Source organism: Pseudorhodoferax soli (genome assembly GCF_003337555.1).
GTDB lineage: Bacteria > Pseudomonadota > Gammaproteobacteria > Burkholderiales > Burkholderiaceae_C > Pseudorhodoferax > Pseudorhodoferax soli.
The window spans coordinates 299727-314832 of the sequence record NZ_QPJK01000001.1 but is presented as its reverse complement, the minus strand read 5'-3'; the positions used below and the strand labels follow the sequence as shown (position 1 = coordinate 314832).

Annotated in this window: 9 protein-coding genes; 7 read left to right on the top strand and 2 right to left on the bottom strand. The window is 72.5% G+C overall.

Going from position 1 to position 15106, the window contains the following annotated elements; translation table 11 throughout:
• The 5 genes from DES41_RS01340 to DES41_RS01320 are packed head-to-tail and all read left to right on the top strand — an operon-like array spanning position 1 to position 9623.
• Positions 1-1305 carry an extracellular solute-binding protein gene (locus tag DES41_RS01340; protein WP_114465212.1) on the top strand — a complete coding sequence of 435 codons (1305 nt, stop codon included), beginning with the start codon at positions 1-3 and terminating at the stop codon, positions 1303-1305.
• Positions 1302-2186, top strand: a complete 885-nt coding sequence (locus DES41_RS01335) for a carbohydrate ABC transporter permease (RefSeq protein ID WP_245965535.1) — start codon at positions 1302-1304, stop codon at positions 2184-2186. The genes DES41_RS01340 and DES41_RS01335 overlap by 4 nt, the downstream gene beginning before the upstream one ends.
• Positions 2186-3013 carry a carbohydrate ABC transporter permease gene (locus tag DES41_RS01330; protein ID WP_114466772.1) on the top strand — a complete coding sequence of 276 codons (828 nt, stop codon included), beginning with the start codon at positions 2186-2188 and terminating at the stop codon, positions 3011-3013. The genes DES41_RS01335 and DES41_RS01330 overlap by 1 nt, the downstream gene beginning before the upstream one ends.
• Positions 3013-6192, top strand: coding sequence for a discoidin domain-containing protein (locus DES41_RS01325; RefSeq protein ID WP_114465210.1), 3180 nt, complete (start codon positions 3013-3015; stop codon positions 6190-6192). Before DES41_RS01330 ends, DES41_RS01325 begins: the two co-directional genes overlap by 1 nt.
• Complete coding sequence (locus DES41_RS01320) at positions 6189-9623, top strand: GH36-type glycosyl hydrolase domain-containing protein (RefSeq protein ID WP_211332872.1); 3435 nt, start codon at positions 6189-6191, stop codon at positions 9621-9623. The genes DES41_RS01325 and DES41_RS01320 overlap by 4 nt, the downstream gene beginning before the upstream one ends.
• Here DES41_RS01320 and DES41_RS01315 read toward each other — a convergent pair.
• Together DES41_RS01315 and mdlC are read right to left on the bottom strand one after the other, a co-directional pair.
• Entirely contained in the window at positions 9620-10600 is a 981-nt protein-coding gene (locus DES41_RS01315) for a Bug family tripartite tricarboxylate transporter substrate binding protein (protein ID WP_114465208.1), read from the bottom strand. The two genes, DES41_RS01320 and DES41_RS01315, sit on opposite strands and share 4 nt — an antisense overlap.
• Before the next feature lie 26 nt (positions 10601-10626).
• On the bottom strand, positions 10627-12243 hold the full coding sequence (gene mdlC / locus DES41_RS01310) for a benzoylformate decarboxylase (RefSeq protein ID WP_114465206.1): 1617 nt from the start codon (positions 12241-12243) through the stop codon (positions 10627-10629).
• Between the two features lie 75 nt (positions 12244-12318).
• On the opposite strand from mdlC, the gene DES41_RS01305 reads away from it, so the two are divergent.
• On the top strand, positions 12319-13227 hold the full coding sequence (locus DES41_RS01305; RefSeq protein ID WP_211332871.1) for a LysR family transcriptional regulator: 909 nt from the start codon (positions 12319-12321) through the stop codon (positions 13225-13227).
• A 68-nt stretch (positions 13228-13295) separates the two neighbouring features.
• Positions 13296-15026, top strand: a complete 1731-nt coding sequence (locus DES41_RS01300) for an alkaline phosphatase D family protein (RefSeq protein ID WP_114465204.1) — start codon at positions 13296-13298, stop codon at positions 15024-15026.
• Positions 15027-15106: the final 80 nt, after the last annotated feature.

The window sequence follows — 15106 nt, the reverse complement described above, 5'->3', positions numbered from 1 at the left end:
ATGCGCCGGCGCACACTGTTGCTGGGCACCGGCGCCTCCGTGGCGCTGAGCGGCTGCACCGCTTCGTCGGGCCGGCAGCCCCTGCAGTTCTGGGCCATGGGCCGCGAGGCCGAGGTCGTCCGCGAACTGCTGCCGGGCTTCGCGCAGCGGCATCCGGGGATCGCGGTGCAGGTGCAGCAGATTCCCTGGTCGTCCGCGCACGAGAAGCTGCTGACCGCTTACGTGGGCAACAGCCTGCCCGACGTCTTCCAGCTGGGCAACACCTGGATCGCCGAGATGGCGCAGCTCGGTGTGCTGGCACCGCTCCAGGCGCGCGTGCAGGCGTCCACGGTCGTCGACACCGGCGACTACTTCCCCGGCATCCTGGCCACCAACCGGGCCGCGCGCATCGCCGCGCGTGCGGCCACCGGTGCGCCGGCCCTGCTGGGCCTGCCCTGGTACGTGGACACGCGGCTGCTGTTCTACCGCCGCGATCTGCTGGCCCAGGCCGGCTTCGCGCAGATGGCGCAGGATTGGGCCGGCTGGGCGCAGATGCTGGAGGCGCTCAAGCTGCGGCTCGCGGGCCAGGGCAAGCCGATGTTCCTGGCCGTCAACGAGTTCGAGCCGCTGCTGGCGCTGGCCCTGCAGCAGGACGAGGGCCTGCTGCGCGAGCAGGACACGCGCGGCAACTTCTCCAACCCCGGCTTCGGCCGCGCGCTGGATTTCTACAGCGGCTTCTTCCGCCGCGGCTGGGCCGACCTGCAGGGCAAGGAGCAGATCAGCAACCTGTGGACCGAGTTCGGCAAGGGCCGCTTCGCCTTCTTCGTTTCCGGCCCCTGGAACATGGGCGAGCTCAAGCGCCGCCTGCCGCCGCAGCAGCAGGCCAGCTGGGGCTGCGCGGCGCTGCCGGGGCCCAACGGCCCGGGCGCGTCGATCGCCGGTGGCGCGAGCCTGGTGGTGCACAGCCGCAGCCCGCGGCAGGACGCGGCCTGGCGCCTCGTCGAGTACCTGAACGAGCCCGCGGTGCAGGCCCGCTTCCATGGGCTGACTGGCAACCTGCCGTCGCGCCGCAGCGCCTGGCCACTGGCCGGGCTGCACGCGGACGAGAGGGCCTCTGCCTTCGCCGACCAGTTGCAGCGCGTCAAGCCTGCCCCGGCCGTGCTCGAATGGGAGCGCATCGCCGTGGAGATGCAGCGCGCGGCCGAGCAGTTGGTCCGCGGCGGCGACGCGGCGACCCCGACGCTGGCCGCACTCGATGCCCAGGTCGATGCGATCCTGGCCAAGCGCCGCTGGCTGCTGCAGCCGTCCGGCGAAGGGCGCGCGTGAGGCGCAGCCGGGCCACCTGGGTGGCATGGATCTTCGCCGGCCCCGCGCTCGCGCTGATCGCCGTGTTCTTCCTGCTGCCCGTGCTCATGGCGCTGCTGCTCAGCATCACCGACTTCGACCTCTACGCGCTGGCCGACATGCGCCAGCTGCGCTTCGTCGGCCTGCAGAACTACCTCGCGCTGCTGCGCTCGGCGGAGTTCTGGAACGCGCTGGGCAACACGCTGTACTTCGTGCTGCTCGGCGTGCCGCTGTCGCTCGGGCTCTCGTTGCTGTGCGCGCTGCTGCTGCATGCGGCGGCCGCGCGCGTGCAGGGCTTCTTCCGCACCGCGGTCTTCGCGCCGGTGGTGGCGACCATGGTGGCCGTGGCCGTGATCTGGCGCTACCTGCTGCACACGCGCTACGGCTGGGTCAACCACCTGCTGGCGCAGGTCGGCATCGCACCGGTGGACTGGCTCGGCGACCCGCGCTGGTCCATGCCGGCCATCGTGCTGTTCGCGGTGTGGAAGAACTTTGGCTACAACGCCGTGATCCTGCTGGCGGGGCTGCAGGGCATCCCGCGCGATCTCTACGAGGCGGCGGCGATGGACGGCGCCGGCGCCTGGCAGCGCTTTCGCCGCGTGACGCTGCCGCTGCTCGGGCCCACGCTGTCCATGGTGGGTATCCTGACGGTGACGGGCTACTTCCAGCTGTTCGGCGAGCCCTATGTGATGACCCAGGGCGGGCCGGCGCGCAGCACCGTCAGCGTGCTCTACCTGATGTACGAGGAGGGCTTCAAGTGGTGGAACCTGGGCTCGGCCAGCGCCGTGGCCTTCTTGCTGTTCGTGCTCATGATGGTGTTCACGGGCGCCTTGCTGGCGCTGCGCCGGTGGAGGCGCTGGTGATGCCCGGGCATGGCACCGCGGGGCAGGGCATCGCCGTGCATGGCCTGCTGCTCTTGATCGCGCTGTTCGCGCTGAGCCCGCTGGTCTGGATGCTCAGCGTCTCGTTCATGGCCCCCGGCGAGGCCAGCACGGTGCCGCCGCCCTTGCTGCCGGCGCAGGCCACGTTGCACAACTACCGCGAGCTGTTCGCGCTGGAGGGCCTGTGGCGCTACATCGCCAACAGCGTGCTGCTGGCCAGCGCGAGCACGCTGCTGTCGCTGGCCTTCAACAGCGCCGCGGGCTACGCCTTCGCCAAGCTCGCGTTCGCCGGCAAGGAGCGCATCTTTCAGCTGCTCGTGAGCGCGCTGGTCATCCCGGGCCAGGTGGCGATGCTGCCGCTGTTCCTGTTGCTCAAGAACATGGGGCTGGTGAACACCTACCTCGGCGTGCTGATCCCCGGCATGGCCAGCATCTTCGGCATCTTCCTGATCCGCCGCCAGGCCGAGACCATCCCCGACGAACTGCTGGAGGCGGCGCGCATCGACGGCGCGGGCGAGTTCTACATCTTCCGGCGCATCGTGCTGCCGCTGCTGCGCCCGGCGCTGGCGACGCTGGCCGTGCTGACCTTCCTCGGCAGCTGGAACGACTTCATGTGGCCGCTGATCGTGCTGACCGGCGACCGCCTGCACACCCTGCCGCTGGCGCTCGCCTCGCTGTCGCGCGAGCATGTGCAGGACAGCGAACTCATGATGGCCGGCGCCGTGGTGACGGTGGCGCCCGTGCTGCTGCTGTTCCTGTGCACCCAGCGCTTCTACGTGAGCGGCATCCTGTCGGGCGGGGTGAAGTGATGCGGTGGATCGCACTGCTGCTCTGGGCCTGGCTCATGCCCGCGCTGGCGCCTGCGCTCGCACAGGCGCGCACCCTGGCCGACTTCACGGACCTGCAGGCGTGGACGCTGTCGGCCACCGACCAGGTGCAGGCCGAGTTGCGGCCCGCGCCGGACCGCAGCAGCGCGGCCTGCGTGCGCTACGACTTCGGCCGCGTCGCGGGCCATGTGGCCTTGGGCCGGGCCTTGCCGCTGGACTTCGAGGGCAACTTCGTGCTCGCCATCCCGGTCCGTGGGCAGGGCGCGCTCACGGCGCTGGAACTCAAGCTCGTCGATGCGAGCGGCAACAACGTCTGGTGGCACCGGCGCGCGGATCTCGCCGCACCGGCGCAATGGACGGCGCTGGCCACCAAGCGCCGGCACATCGGGTTCGCGTGGGGCCCGGCGGCGGACAAGACCCTGCGCCACACCGAGCGCATCGAACTGGTGCTGGTGGGCGCGCAGGGCGCGCGCGGCGAACTGTGCTTCGACGCACTGGCCATGGAGCCGCTGCCGGAGCCGCCCGCGCAGTGGCCTGATCCGATGTGGCAGGCGGGTCACGGTGCGCCGCAGCCGATGCCCTGGAGCGCCGCAGCGCCCACGGCCGGCCAGCCGGTCGTGCTGCAGACCGACTTCGGCCAGCCGCGCGAACTCAGCGGCATGGTGCTGCACTGGGCACCGGGGCAGCATGCCAGCCGCTACCGCGTCGAAGGCTCGCTGGACGGGCAGGACTGGCGGACCCTGCAGGCCGTGGCGGCGGGCCTCGGTGGGCACGAAGTGCTGTATGCCCCGGAGCAGGAGGCGCGGCAACTGCGCCTGGTGATCGAGCAGGGGGCAGGCGACCGCCTCGCACTGCAGGGCGTGGAGTTCCTGGACGCCGGCGCACTGGGCTCGCCGAACGCCCTGGTCGAGAAGCAGGCGACGCTCTCCCGGCGCGGGCAGTTCCCGCGCGGCTTCAGCGGCGAGCAGGCCTACTGGACGGTGCTGGGCGTGCCGGGCGGGGCCGCGCAGGCGCTGATGTCGGAAGACGGGGCCGTGGAGCCGATGAAGGCCGGGCCTTCGGTCGAGCCCTTCGTCGAGATCGACGGGCAACTGCACGGCTGGGCCGATGTGCAGGTCGCGCAGAGCCTCTACCGCGGCTACATGCCGATGCCGCAGGTGGCCTGGACACACCCGCAGTTCCGCCTCGAGACCACGGCCTTCGCCGACGACGCGGGCGGCCTGCAGACGCAGGTGCGCTACAGACTGCACAACCCCACGGCACAGGCCCGCACCATCACGCTGTGGCTGGCGGTGCGCCCCTTCCAGGTCAACCCGCCGACGCAGTTCCTGAACATCCCGGGCGGCGTTGCGCCGCTGCACCGGCTGGACTGGCAGGACGGCGTGCTGGCGCGCGACGGCCAGCCCTTGCTCGCGACCACCACCCGGCCCACGCGGCTGCTGTTCGGCCAGGGCGGGGCGGGCGGTTTGCGCGCGCTGCGGCACCCAGCCGGCGCCGACCAGGCCGCGCACTGGGAAGACCCGCAGGGCTTCGCGTCGGTCGCGCTGCAGTACGCCGTCGAGCTGCCCGCAGGCGCCAGCGGCGACATCGTGGTCGTGCTGCCGCAAACGGTGCCGGCCCGCCTGCCGCAGGCCGTGGCGCCGGCCGCCTGGTTCCAGGCCGCGCGCCAGCGCAGCGCCGCGCAGTGGGCTTCGCTCCTCAACCGCACCGGCCTGCGTTTCGAAGGCGACACCCAGGGCCTGGCCGACACCGTGCGCACGGCGCTGGCCCACATCCTCATCAACCAGCAGGGCGCGGCCATCCGCCCGGGCACGCGGTCGTACGCGCGCTCGTGGATCCGCGACGGCGCGATGACCAGCGCCGCGCTGGCCAGCCTGGGCCACGCCCAGGTGGCGCGGGACTACGCCGACTGGTTCACGCCGCAACTCTTCGCCAATGGCAAGGTGCCCTGCTGCATCGATGCGCGCGGCGCCGACCCGGTGCCCGAGAACGACAGCATGGGCGCCTACCTGCACCTGCTGGCCACCACCTACGGCCACACCGGCGACCTGGCCTGGCTGCGCGACAAGTGGCCGGCCGCGCAAAAGGTGTTGGCCTACATGGACAGCCTGCGTGCCGAGGAGGGCGCACAGAAGAACGGCACGCCCGCGCGCAGTCTCTACCTGGGTCTGCTGCCGCCCTCCATCAGCCACGAAGGCTATTCCGACCAGGCGGCCTACGCGTACTGGGACAACTTCTGGGGCCTGCTGGGCTATGCCGATGGCGCGGCGATGGCGCAGGCGCTGGGCGACACCACGGCCGCGGCGCATTGGCGCGCGCAGCAGGCCTGCTTCCAGCGCGACGTGCTGTCCTCCATCGCCCAGGCGCAGCACAAGTACGGCATGGCCGCCATCCCCGGCGCGGCCGACCGCGGCGACTTCGACGCGACCTCCACCACCGTGGCCCTCGCCCCGGCCGGTCTGCAGGGCGTGTTGCCGCCGGCCGCGCTGCACGCGACCTTCGCGCAGTACTGGCGCAACTTCACCGAGCGCCGCGACGGCCCCCAGACCTGGGATGCTTACACCCCCTACGAATGGCGCACGGTGGGCGCGCTCGTGCGCCTGGGCGAGCGCGAGCGCGCGCTGGCCGCGGCGGACTACTTCCTGCGCGACCGCCGCCCGCTGGGCTGGAAGCAATGGGCCGAGGTGGTGGGGCGCGACCCGCGCGCGCCGCGCTTCCTGGGCGACATGCCGCACGGCTGGGTGGCGTCCGACTTCCTGCGCGCCACGCTGGACCTGTTCGCCTACGAAGCGCCCGAGCGCGAGGCCTGGGTCCTCGGCGCCGGCGTGGATCCGGCCTGGCTGCAGGGCCAGGGCCTGGCGCTGCGCGAACTGCACACGCCGCGCGGCCCGCTGAGCTACCGCGCCCGCCGCGTGGGCGCGACGATGACCGTGGACATCGCCGGCGGCATGCGACCGCCCGCCGGCGGGCTGGTCATCGCGCTGCCCGGCAGCGCCGCGCCCGCGCGCGCCAGCATCGACGGCAAGCCGCTGGCCTGCCTGCCACCCGCCGGCCTCGTGGTGCACCGCTTGCCGGCCCGGCTGCGGTTCACGGCAGCCGCCGGCGGCCGCGCGCTGCCACCCTGCCCATCTCTCCACCGTCCGTCCCTCCCGCATCCATGAACGCTCCTCTCGATCCGGCCGCTGCCGGGCTGGTGCTGCAAAGCCCCGGCGGCCTGTCCGCGGCCTTCCATGCCAATGGCACCTTGCACCGCCTGGACTTCGGCGACACCACCATCAAGCTGTTCGCCGGCGATGCGCTCGAAGCCGGCGCCACGGCCCTGTGGCTGCGGCGCCGAGAGGGGGCGGCGGTGCTGGACAGCCTCAACCTGCTCTCGCCGACCAGCGGCGCGCAATGGCGCCTGCACGCCGGTGCGTGGGAGGCACGCGGGCGCTGGGGCGATCTGCGCTACCGGGTGCGGATGCAGCTGCACGCCACGGCGCCGGTCTGGTCCTGGCACGTGGACCTGCACAACGCGGGTGACAGCGCGCAGACGGTCGACCTGGTGCTGCTGCAGGACGTCGCGCTGGCGCCCTACGGCGCGGTGCGCATCAACGGCTACTACGTCAGCCAGTACCTGGACCATGCACCGCTGGCGCATGCGTCGCGGGGCACCGTGCTCGCGACGCGGCAGAACCTGGCAGGCGCCGGCCAGCGCCATCCCTGGCTGCTCATGGGCTCGTTGCGGCGTGCGGTCGGCTACGCGACGGATGCGCTGCAATCGCTCGGCCTGGGCTGGCGCAGCGGTGCGGCGCCCGTGGTGGCCACGGCCGACCTGCCGAGCCAGCGGCTGCAGCACGAACACGCCATGCTGGCCTTGCAGGACGCGCCCTGCGTGATGGCGGCGCACGCGGATGCGCGCCTGGGCTTCTTCGCCGGCGTGCAGGCCGACCATCCCGAGGCGAGCGGCATGGCCGACCTGGCGCAGGCCGATGCGTGGGCGACACTGGCCGCTGCCGTGCCGGCCTTGAAAGAGTTGGCCGAGTCCGCCGAGTCCGCCGAGTCCGCCGAGCCTGCCCCGGCGTGGCGCGAGGCCGTGCCCAGCCTGTTCACGCAGGCGGGCGGCCTGGCAACGCAGGAGCTGTCCGAGCCGCAGCTGGTCCTGCGCTTCCCGACGCCCTGGCGCCAGTTGGAGCGCAGCGCCGACGGGCGGCTGCTGTCCTTCTTCGCGGCCTGCGGCACGCACGTGGCCTTGCCGCACAAGGAGCGGCAGACGCTGCGCCCGCATGGCCAGTTGCTGCGCACGGGCGCGCACCTGGTGCCCGACGAACGCAGCCTCACCAGCACTTGCTGGATGGCCGGCGTCTTCCATTCCATGGTGACCGAGGGCCATGTCGCCATCCACCGGCTGCTGTCCACCGAGCGCAGCTACCTGGGGCTGAGCCACAGCAGCGGCCAGCGCGTATTTGTGGAAGTCGACGGGCAATGGCAGCGGTTGGGCCAGCCCTCGGCCTTCGCCATGTCCGACCGCCGATGCCAGTGGGTCTACGCCCATGCGGGCGGCGTGCTCACGGTCAGCGCCAGCGCCGCGGCCGAGGACCACGTGCTGTCGCTCGCGCTGCAGGTGGACGAAGGCCCCGCGCGGCGCTTCCTCCTCACGCACCACCTCGCCCTGCAGGGCGACGACGGCCTGGCTCCGGGCATGCCCACCTGGCGGCGCGGCGAGGACGGCACGGTGACGGTGGCGCCCGCGCCCGGCAGCGCCGCGCAGCAGCAGTACCCGGGCGGCAGCTTCGCGCTGCAGCCCCATGCGCACAGCGCGGCGCTGCTGGACGGTGTGGGCGCGGACGAACGGCTCTACCTGGACGGGCAGTCGCGCGGCCAGCCCTTCCTGTGCCTGCAGACCCTGCCGTGCCACGCCTTCGGCCTGGACATCCGCTCCCGGCTGCTCGGCCCGTCGGAGGCGCCCGATGCCGCCTTGCCCCGCCTGACAGCGCTGCACCTGCCGCGGCTGGACCTGCCGCAGGGTGGAGCCCAGGCCAGCATGGCGGCGCTGTCCGAATGGCTGCCCTGGCTGCAGAACAACGCGCTCGTGCACTACCTCGCCCCGCGTGGCCTGGAGCAGTACACGGGCGGCGGCTGGGGCACGCGGGACGTGAGCCAGGGGCCCGTGGAACTGCTGTTGGCGCACGGCTGCCTCGCGCCGCTGCGCGACCTGCTGCTGCGCGTGTTCGCCGAGCAGCAGCCAGACGGCGACTGGCCCCAGTGGTTCATGTTCTTCGCGCGCGACAGGCTGGTGCGCGCCAGCGATTCGCACGGCGACATCGTGTTCTGGCCGCTCGTGGCACTGGGCCAGTACCTGCAGGCCTCGGGCGACAGCGGCCTGCTCGACGAAGTGCTGCCCTTCTTCCATGGCGAGGGCCCGACGCATGCCGAGCGGGCCACGGTGTGGCAGCACGTGGAACGGGCGCTGGGCGTGGTGGCGCACCGGCGCATCCCGTCCACGCATCTCGCGGCCTATGGCCACGGCGACTGGAACGATTCGCTGCAGCCGGCCGACCCGGCGCTGCGCGAGCGGCTGTGCAGCACCTGGACTGTGACGCTGCACTACCAGATGCTGCGCACGCTGGGGCAGGCGCTGCAGTCACTGGGTCGCACGGCCGAGGCGAGCGCGCTGCTGGCGCAGGCCGCTCCGGTGCTGCACGATTTTCAGCAGCAGCTGATGCCCGATGGCGTGCTGGCCGGCTATGCCCTGTTCGAGGCCAGCGGCGCGCCGCGCTACCTGCTGCACCCGCGCGATGCGGTCACGGGCGCCCGCTACAGCCTGTTGCCCATGGTCCACGCCGTGATCAACGAGATGCTGGACCCGGCCGAGGCCGCCCGGCACCTGGCCCTGGTCCGCGCGCATCTGCTGGGCCCCGACGGCGCGCGTTTGTTCGACCGCCCGCTGGCCTACCGCGGCGGGCCGCAGACGCTGTTCCAGCGGGCCGAGAGCAGCAGCTTCTTCGGCCGCGAGATCGGGCTCATGTACACCCATGCCCACCTGCGCTATGCCGAGGCGCTCGCGCAGCACGGCGATGCCGAGGCCTTCTTCGCCGCCCTGTGCCAGGCCAACCCGGTCGGCATGCAGCAGTGGCTGCCGCAGGCCCGGCTGCGTCAGGCCAACTGCTACTACTCGAGTTCCGACGCGGAGTTCGCCGACCGCTACGAGGCCGCAGCGCAATACGACCGCCTGCTCGCCGGCGAGGTAGGCGTGCAGGGCGGCTGGCGCGTGTACTCCAGCGGTGCAGGCATCGCGCTGAGCCTGGTCATGCGGCAGCTGCTGGGGCTGCGCTCCAGCCACGACGCGGTGCAGTTCGATCCGGTCATGCCGCAGAGCCTGGACGGCCTGGCCGCACAGGCCACGCTGCGCGGAACCGCCCTGGCGGTGCGCTACCGCGTCGGGCCGCGCGGCTGCGGCGTGCAACAGCTGGTACTGAACGGGCGGCCACTGGCCTTCACGCGCGGGGCCAACCGCTACCGCCCGGGCGCTGCCAGCGTGGCGCTGCGCGACTGGGAGGATGCGCTGGCGCAGGCCGCAGGCGCGGCCGCGCTGGAGATCGTGCTGGGCTAGTCCCCGCGGATGCCGCGCGCGCGGATGATCGCCCCGAAGCGCTTGGAGTCTTCCTCCGCGCGCTGGTGGAACTGCTCCGGGCTCAAAGGCAGTGCCTCTCCACCCAGGGCCAGCATGCGCTCGCGCAGCGGCGCCGTCAGCAGGATGCGGTTGATCTCGCGGTTCAGCCGCGCGATCACCTCGGCCGGCGTGCCGGCCGGCGCGTAGAAGCCGAACACGGTGTCCGCGTCGAAGCCCGGCAGGCCGGCCTCGGCCAGCGTGGGCACATCGGGGAAGGCCGGCGAGCGCTTGGGGCTGCCCACGGCCAAGAGGCGCAGCTTGCCGGCGCGCACCTGGTTCAGGCCGATGCCGGGGTCGAAGAAGTAGTCGATCTGGCCGGCCAGCAGATCCTGCAGCGCGGGCGCCGCGCCGCGGTAGGGCACGTGCACCGCGAAGACATTGGCCTGCGCCTTCATCATCTCGCCGGCCAGGTGCGGCGAGCTGCCGTTGCCGGGCGAGCCGTAGGAGAGCTTGCCCGGGTTGGCCTTCAGGTAGGCGATGAACTCGGCGATGTTCTTGGGCGGCAGGTCGGGCCGCACCAGCAGGTAGACCAGCACGCGCGCGGCCGAGGCCACGGGCACGATGTCGCGCACCGGGTCGAACGGCATGCGGGCATAGATGTGCGGGTTGACCGAGACCATGCCGCCCGAGCTCATCAGCAGCGTGTAGCCGTCCGGTGCGGCCTTGGCCACGGCCTCGCCGCCGATGTTGCCGTTGGCGCCGCCGCGGTTCTCCACCACCACGGGCTGGCCCAGCGCTTCGGACAGCGGGGTGCCAACGGCGCGCGCGATCTGGTCGGCCGCGCCGCCGGGCGGGAAGTTGACGACCAGGCGGATCGGCTTGGCGGGCCAGGCCTGGGCCTGGGCCTGCGCATCGGCGGTCCACGCGGTCGTGAGTGCGGCCATTGCGGCCAGTGCGGTGCGGCGGTGGATGGTCATGTGTTCGTCTCCTTGGGCGTTCTTCTTCAATCGACTTCGATTTCCAGCAGCGTGGGCTGGGCTGCGGCCAGTGCCTGCGGCAGCAGCCGTTCCAGCGCCTCGGCGTCGGCCGCGCGCAGGCCCTGGCAGCCATGGCCTTGGGCCAGGGCCACGAAGTCCAGGTCGGGCAGGGCGGTGCCCGGCAGTTCCGTACCGGCCGCGAAGCCGAAGGCCGGCGCGAACATGTTGAGCGCCGCATAGCTGCGGTTCTTGAGGATCAGCACCGTGAGCGGCAGGCGCAGCTGGGCCGCGCTCCACAGCGCCTGGATGGCGTACATGGCGGAGCCGTCGCCGATCAGCGCGATGACTTTCTCGCCCGGCCGGCCCAACGCCACGCCCACGGCGGCCGGCAGGCTGTGGCCCAGCCCGCCGCTGCACATGGTGTAGAAGCTGCCGGCCGCGCGCATGGGCAGGTGCTGCTGCATGGTGTGGCGCGCGCTCGGTGCTTCTTCGACGACCACGGCGCCAGCCGGGCGCAGGCGGTCCAGCCGGTGCAGCACCCAGGCTGTGGACGGGCGCACGCCCGGCGCCGGCGGTTCCGGCAACGGCACCGGCTGGCGCGCCAGCGGCGGCTCGCGGTGGCCGGCCTCGGCCAGGGGCCGGGCCAGCAGTTCCTCGACGGCCAGCCGGATGTTGCCGACCACCGCCAGGCCCACCGGCGCCCAGGCCGCCACCTGCGGGTCGTCGACGATCTGCGCCAGGCTGGCGCCGGCCGGCAGGTGCGGGCCCTGGCCTTCCACGTGGTAGGTGAAGGCCGCGGCGCCCAGTGCGACCACGAAGTCGTGGCCGGCCAGCTTCTGCACGATCTGCTCGCGCATGGCCGGCAGGAAGCCGGCGAACAGCGGGTGGTCTTCCGGGAAGCCCGCGCGGCCCGACATGGGCGCGATCCACACGCGGGCCAGGTGGCGCTCGGCCAGGGCCACGGTGGCGTCCCAGGCGCCGGCGCGGTCGGTGGCGGCTCCGACCACCAGGGCGGGCCGGCGGCTCGCCTCCAGCTGCTCGCCGATGCGCGCCAGCAGGGCCGGATCGGGCCGCGCCACCTGGCTCACCGTGCGCGCCAGCACGGGCTCGGCCGGCCGCGCCCAGTCGTCGGCCGGGATCGACACCAGCACCGGCCCCTTGGGTTCCTGCATGGCGACGTAGTAGGCCCGCGCGATGGCCAGCGGCACGTCTTCGGCACGCGCGGGCTCCACGCTCCACTTCACGTAGGGCTTGGGCAGTTCGGTCGCCTGGGCCGAGAACAGGAAGGGCTCGAACGGCAGGATGGAGCGCGCCTGCTGCCCGGCCGTGATGACCATGGGCGTGCGGTTCTTGTGCGCCGTGAAGATGTTGCCCATGGCGTGGCCCACGCCGGCGGCCGAATGCAGGTTGACGAAGGCCGCGTTTCCCGTGGCCTGGGCGTAGCCGTCGGCCATGCCCACGACCACGGATTCCTGCAGCCCCAGCACGTAGCGGAAGTCGGCCGGGAAATCGAGGAACAGCGGCAGCTCGGTGGAGCCGGGGTTGCCGAAGATGGTGTCGATGCCGAAGTCGCGCAGCAGTTGCAGCACGGCATGGCGGACGGTGGGCACGCTGGGTTGGTCGGGCATGGGTGCGGTGTGCATGGAATGAAGCCCACGATCTTCGGCCGGCTGGCTCATGCGATCAATAAAATGATCCGGATAAGAACCATTCGCCAGATGCATATCAACGCGCTCGACCTGAACCTGTTGCGGCTGTTCGACGCCATCGGCCGCACGCGCAACGTGAGCCGGGCGGCCGAGTTGCTGGACATCACCCAGCCCGCCGCGAGCCAGGGCCTGGCGCGGCTGCGCACGCTGCTGCACGACCCGCTGTTCGTGCGTGCCGGCGCAGGCGTGCGGCCCACGCCCAAGGCCGAGGCCCTGGGCAGCGCGGTGCGCGAGGCGCTGGGCATCCTGGAGCAGGCGCTCAACGCGCAGGCCAGCTTCGATCCGGCCAGCGCGCGCCAGGTGTTCCGCCTGCACCTCTCCGACATCGGCGAGGCGCGCTTCCTGCCCGAGCTCATGGCCGCGCTGCTGCGGGCCGCGCCTGGCGTGCGGGTGGAGACCATGCAGCTGCCGGCGGCCGAGATCGCCCCGGCGCTGGACGACGGCCGCATCGACCTGGCCTTCGGCTTCCTGCCCACGGTGCAGGGCACCGAGCAGGTGGCGCTGCTGCGCGACCGCTACATCGTGCTGCTGCGCGAGGGCCACCCGCTGCTGCGCACGCGCCGCAAGGCGGGCGATGGCCTGGCTTGGCTGCGCGAACTGGAACTGGTGGCCGTGCGCACGCATTCGGACACGCTGCGCATCCTCGAGCTGCTGCAGCTGCAGGACCGGCTGCGCCTGACCACGCACCACTTCCTCGTGCTGCCGGCCATCGTGCGCGCGACCGACCTCGCCGTCGTGATGCCACGCAACATTGCGCTGGGTTTTGCCGAGCAGGGCGGCTATGCGCTGGTGGAGCCGCCGCTGCCGCTGGCGGAGTTCACGGTCTCGCTGCACTGGAGCCGGCGCCATGCCAGCGAGCCGGCGCGGGCCTGGTTGCGCCAGTTCATCGTGGGCCTGTTCGCGAACACGGGGGCTTGACGGGCTTAACGCGCACGTCATCAGGGGCCGGCAAGCTGCCGGGCTTTGTTCCTCCACAAGGTTCCCCGATGAAGAAGCTCCCCGCGATGGTCCACCCGCTGGCCGAGGCCGCGCCCACCCAACCCGGCCGGCGCCGCTTTGTGCGCCAGGTTGCGCTGGGCGCCGCCGCGCTCGGCGGCCTTGCGCTGGCCGGCTGCGGCGGCAGCGACGACGATCCCGAGGTCGCGTTCGCGCATGGCGTGGCCAGCGGCGATCCGCTGGCCGACCGCGTGATCCTCTGGACCCGCGTGAGCACGGCGGCCACCGGGGACATCGTGCTGCGGTGGGAGGTCGCCACCGACAGCGCATTCGCCAACATCGTCGCCAGCGGTGAGACGCGCACGGCGGCCGCGCGCGACCACACCGTGAAGGTCGACGCCACGGGACTGTCGGCCGGGCGCAGCTACTGGTACCGCTTCAACGCCTACGGCCAGCTGTCGCCCGTGGGCCGCACGCGCACGCTGCCGGCCGCCGGCGCGGCGCAGGTGCGCCTCGCGGTGTTCTCGTGCGCCAACTACCCGGCCGGCTACTTCAACGTCTACGCAGAAGCTGCCAAGCGCAACGACCTGGACGCCACCGTGCATCTGGGCGACTACATCTACGAGTACGCGCGCGGCGGCTACGCCTCTGCCGACGCGGCGGCGCTGGGCCGGCTGTCCGAGCCGGCCACCGAGACCGTGCAGCTGGCCGACTACCGGCGCCGCTATGCCCAGTACCGCGGCGACGCCGACCTGCAGGCCCTGCACGCCGCGGTGCCGATGATCGCGGTGTGGGACGACCACGAGATCAGCAACGACACCTGGCGCAACGGGGCGGAGAACCACCAGCCCGACGAAGGCGACTTCGGCGCGCGCAAGGCGGCCGCCGTGCAGGCCTACCACGAGTGGATGCCGATCCGCAGCGGCACGGACACCGGGCTGATCTACCGCAGCTTCGACTTCGGCGGCCTGCTTGCCCTGCACATGCTCGACACGCGGACGATCGGCCGCGACGAACAGCTGTCCTACACGCCCTACATCACGCAGACCGGGCTGGACGCCGCCGGCTTCTCCGCCGCCGTCGGCGATCCGGCGCGCCAGCTGCTGGGCAGCACCCAGGCCGCCTGGCTCGGCCAGCAGATGGCGGCTTCCACCGCCACCTGGCAGGTGCTGGGCCAGCAGGTGCTGATGGGCCGCATGCAGGTGCCGGCGCCGCTCCTGTTCGGCCTGCTGGGACTGGGCGGCGTGTCGCTGGTCGAGTACAGCGCGCTGGCCACCAAGGCCGCCACGGCGCCGCAAACGCTGACGCCGCAGGAACTCGCCGTGCTGCAGGCGCCCGCGATTCCCTACAACCTGGACGCCTGGGACGGCTACCCGGCCGCCCGCGAAGCCGTGCTGGAGATGGCACGCAGCCGCGACAAGAACCTCGTGGTGCTGGCCGGCGACACGCACAACGCCTGGGCCAGCGACCTGCTGGACGCACAAGGCGGCCGGATTGGCGTGGAGTTCGCCACCTCGTCGGTCACCTCGCCCGGCTTCGAGGACTACCTGCCCGGCGAGAACCCCGCCGTGCTGGCTGGCGCGCTGACGCAGCTGGTCGGGCCGCTGCAGTATTGCGACACCGCGCGCCGCGGCTACATGGTGCTGACGGCCACGGCCACCGAGTGCCGCGCCGACTGGACCTACGTGGACACCATCGCCAGCCGCAGCTACCAGGCGGTGACCGACAAGGCGCTGCGTGTGCTGCCGGGTGCGGCGAACCGCCGCATCGTCGCGGTCTGAAGCGGGGGTTTCCCCGGGCGGTGGGAGCGGGGGCGGGCGCCCTTAATATCGCGCCACGCTCGGTTTTGGTGCATGGCCGG

Bases quoted from the DNA above. Each gene is read 5' to 3' on its own strand.
- mdlC (WP_114465206.1), bottom strand. From the start codon at position 12,243: ATGCACACCGCACCCATGCCCGACCAACCCAGCGTGCCCACCGTCCGC.
- DES41_RS01315 (WP_114465208.1), bottom strand. From the start codon at position 10,600: ATGACCATCCACCGCCGCACCGCACTGGCCGCAATGGCCGCACTCACG.
- DES41_RS01325 (WP_114465210.1), top strand. From the start codon at position 3,013: ATGCGGTGGATCGCACTGCTGCTCTGGGCCTGGCTCATGCCCGCGCTG.
- DES41_RS01300 (WP_114465204.1), top strand. From the start codon at position 13,296: ATGAAGAAGCTCCCCGCGATGGTCCACCCGCTGGCCGAGGCCGCGCCC.
- DES41_RS01305 (WP_211332871.1), top strand. From the start codon at position 12,319: ATGCATATCAACGCGCTCGACCTGAACCTGTTGCGGCTGTTCGACGCC.
- DES41_RS01330 (WP_114466772.1), top strand. From the start codon at position 2,186: ATGCCCGGGCATGGCACCGCGGGGCAGGGCATCGCCGTGCATGGCCTG.
- DES41_RS01340 (WP_114465212.1), top strand. From the start codon at position 1: ATGCGCCGGCGCACACTGTTGCTGGGCACCGGCGCCTCCGTGGCGCTG.
- DES41_RS01320 (WP_211332872.1), top strand. From the start codon at position 6,189: ATGAACGCTCCTCTCGATCCGGCCGCTGCCGGGCTGGTGCTGCAAAGC.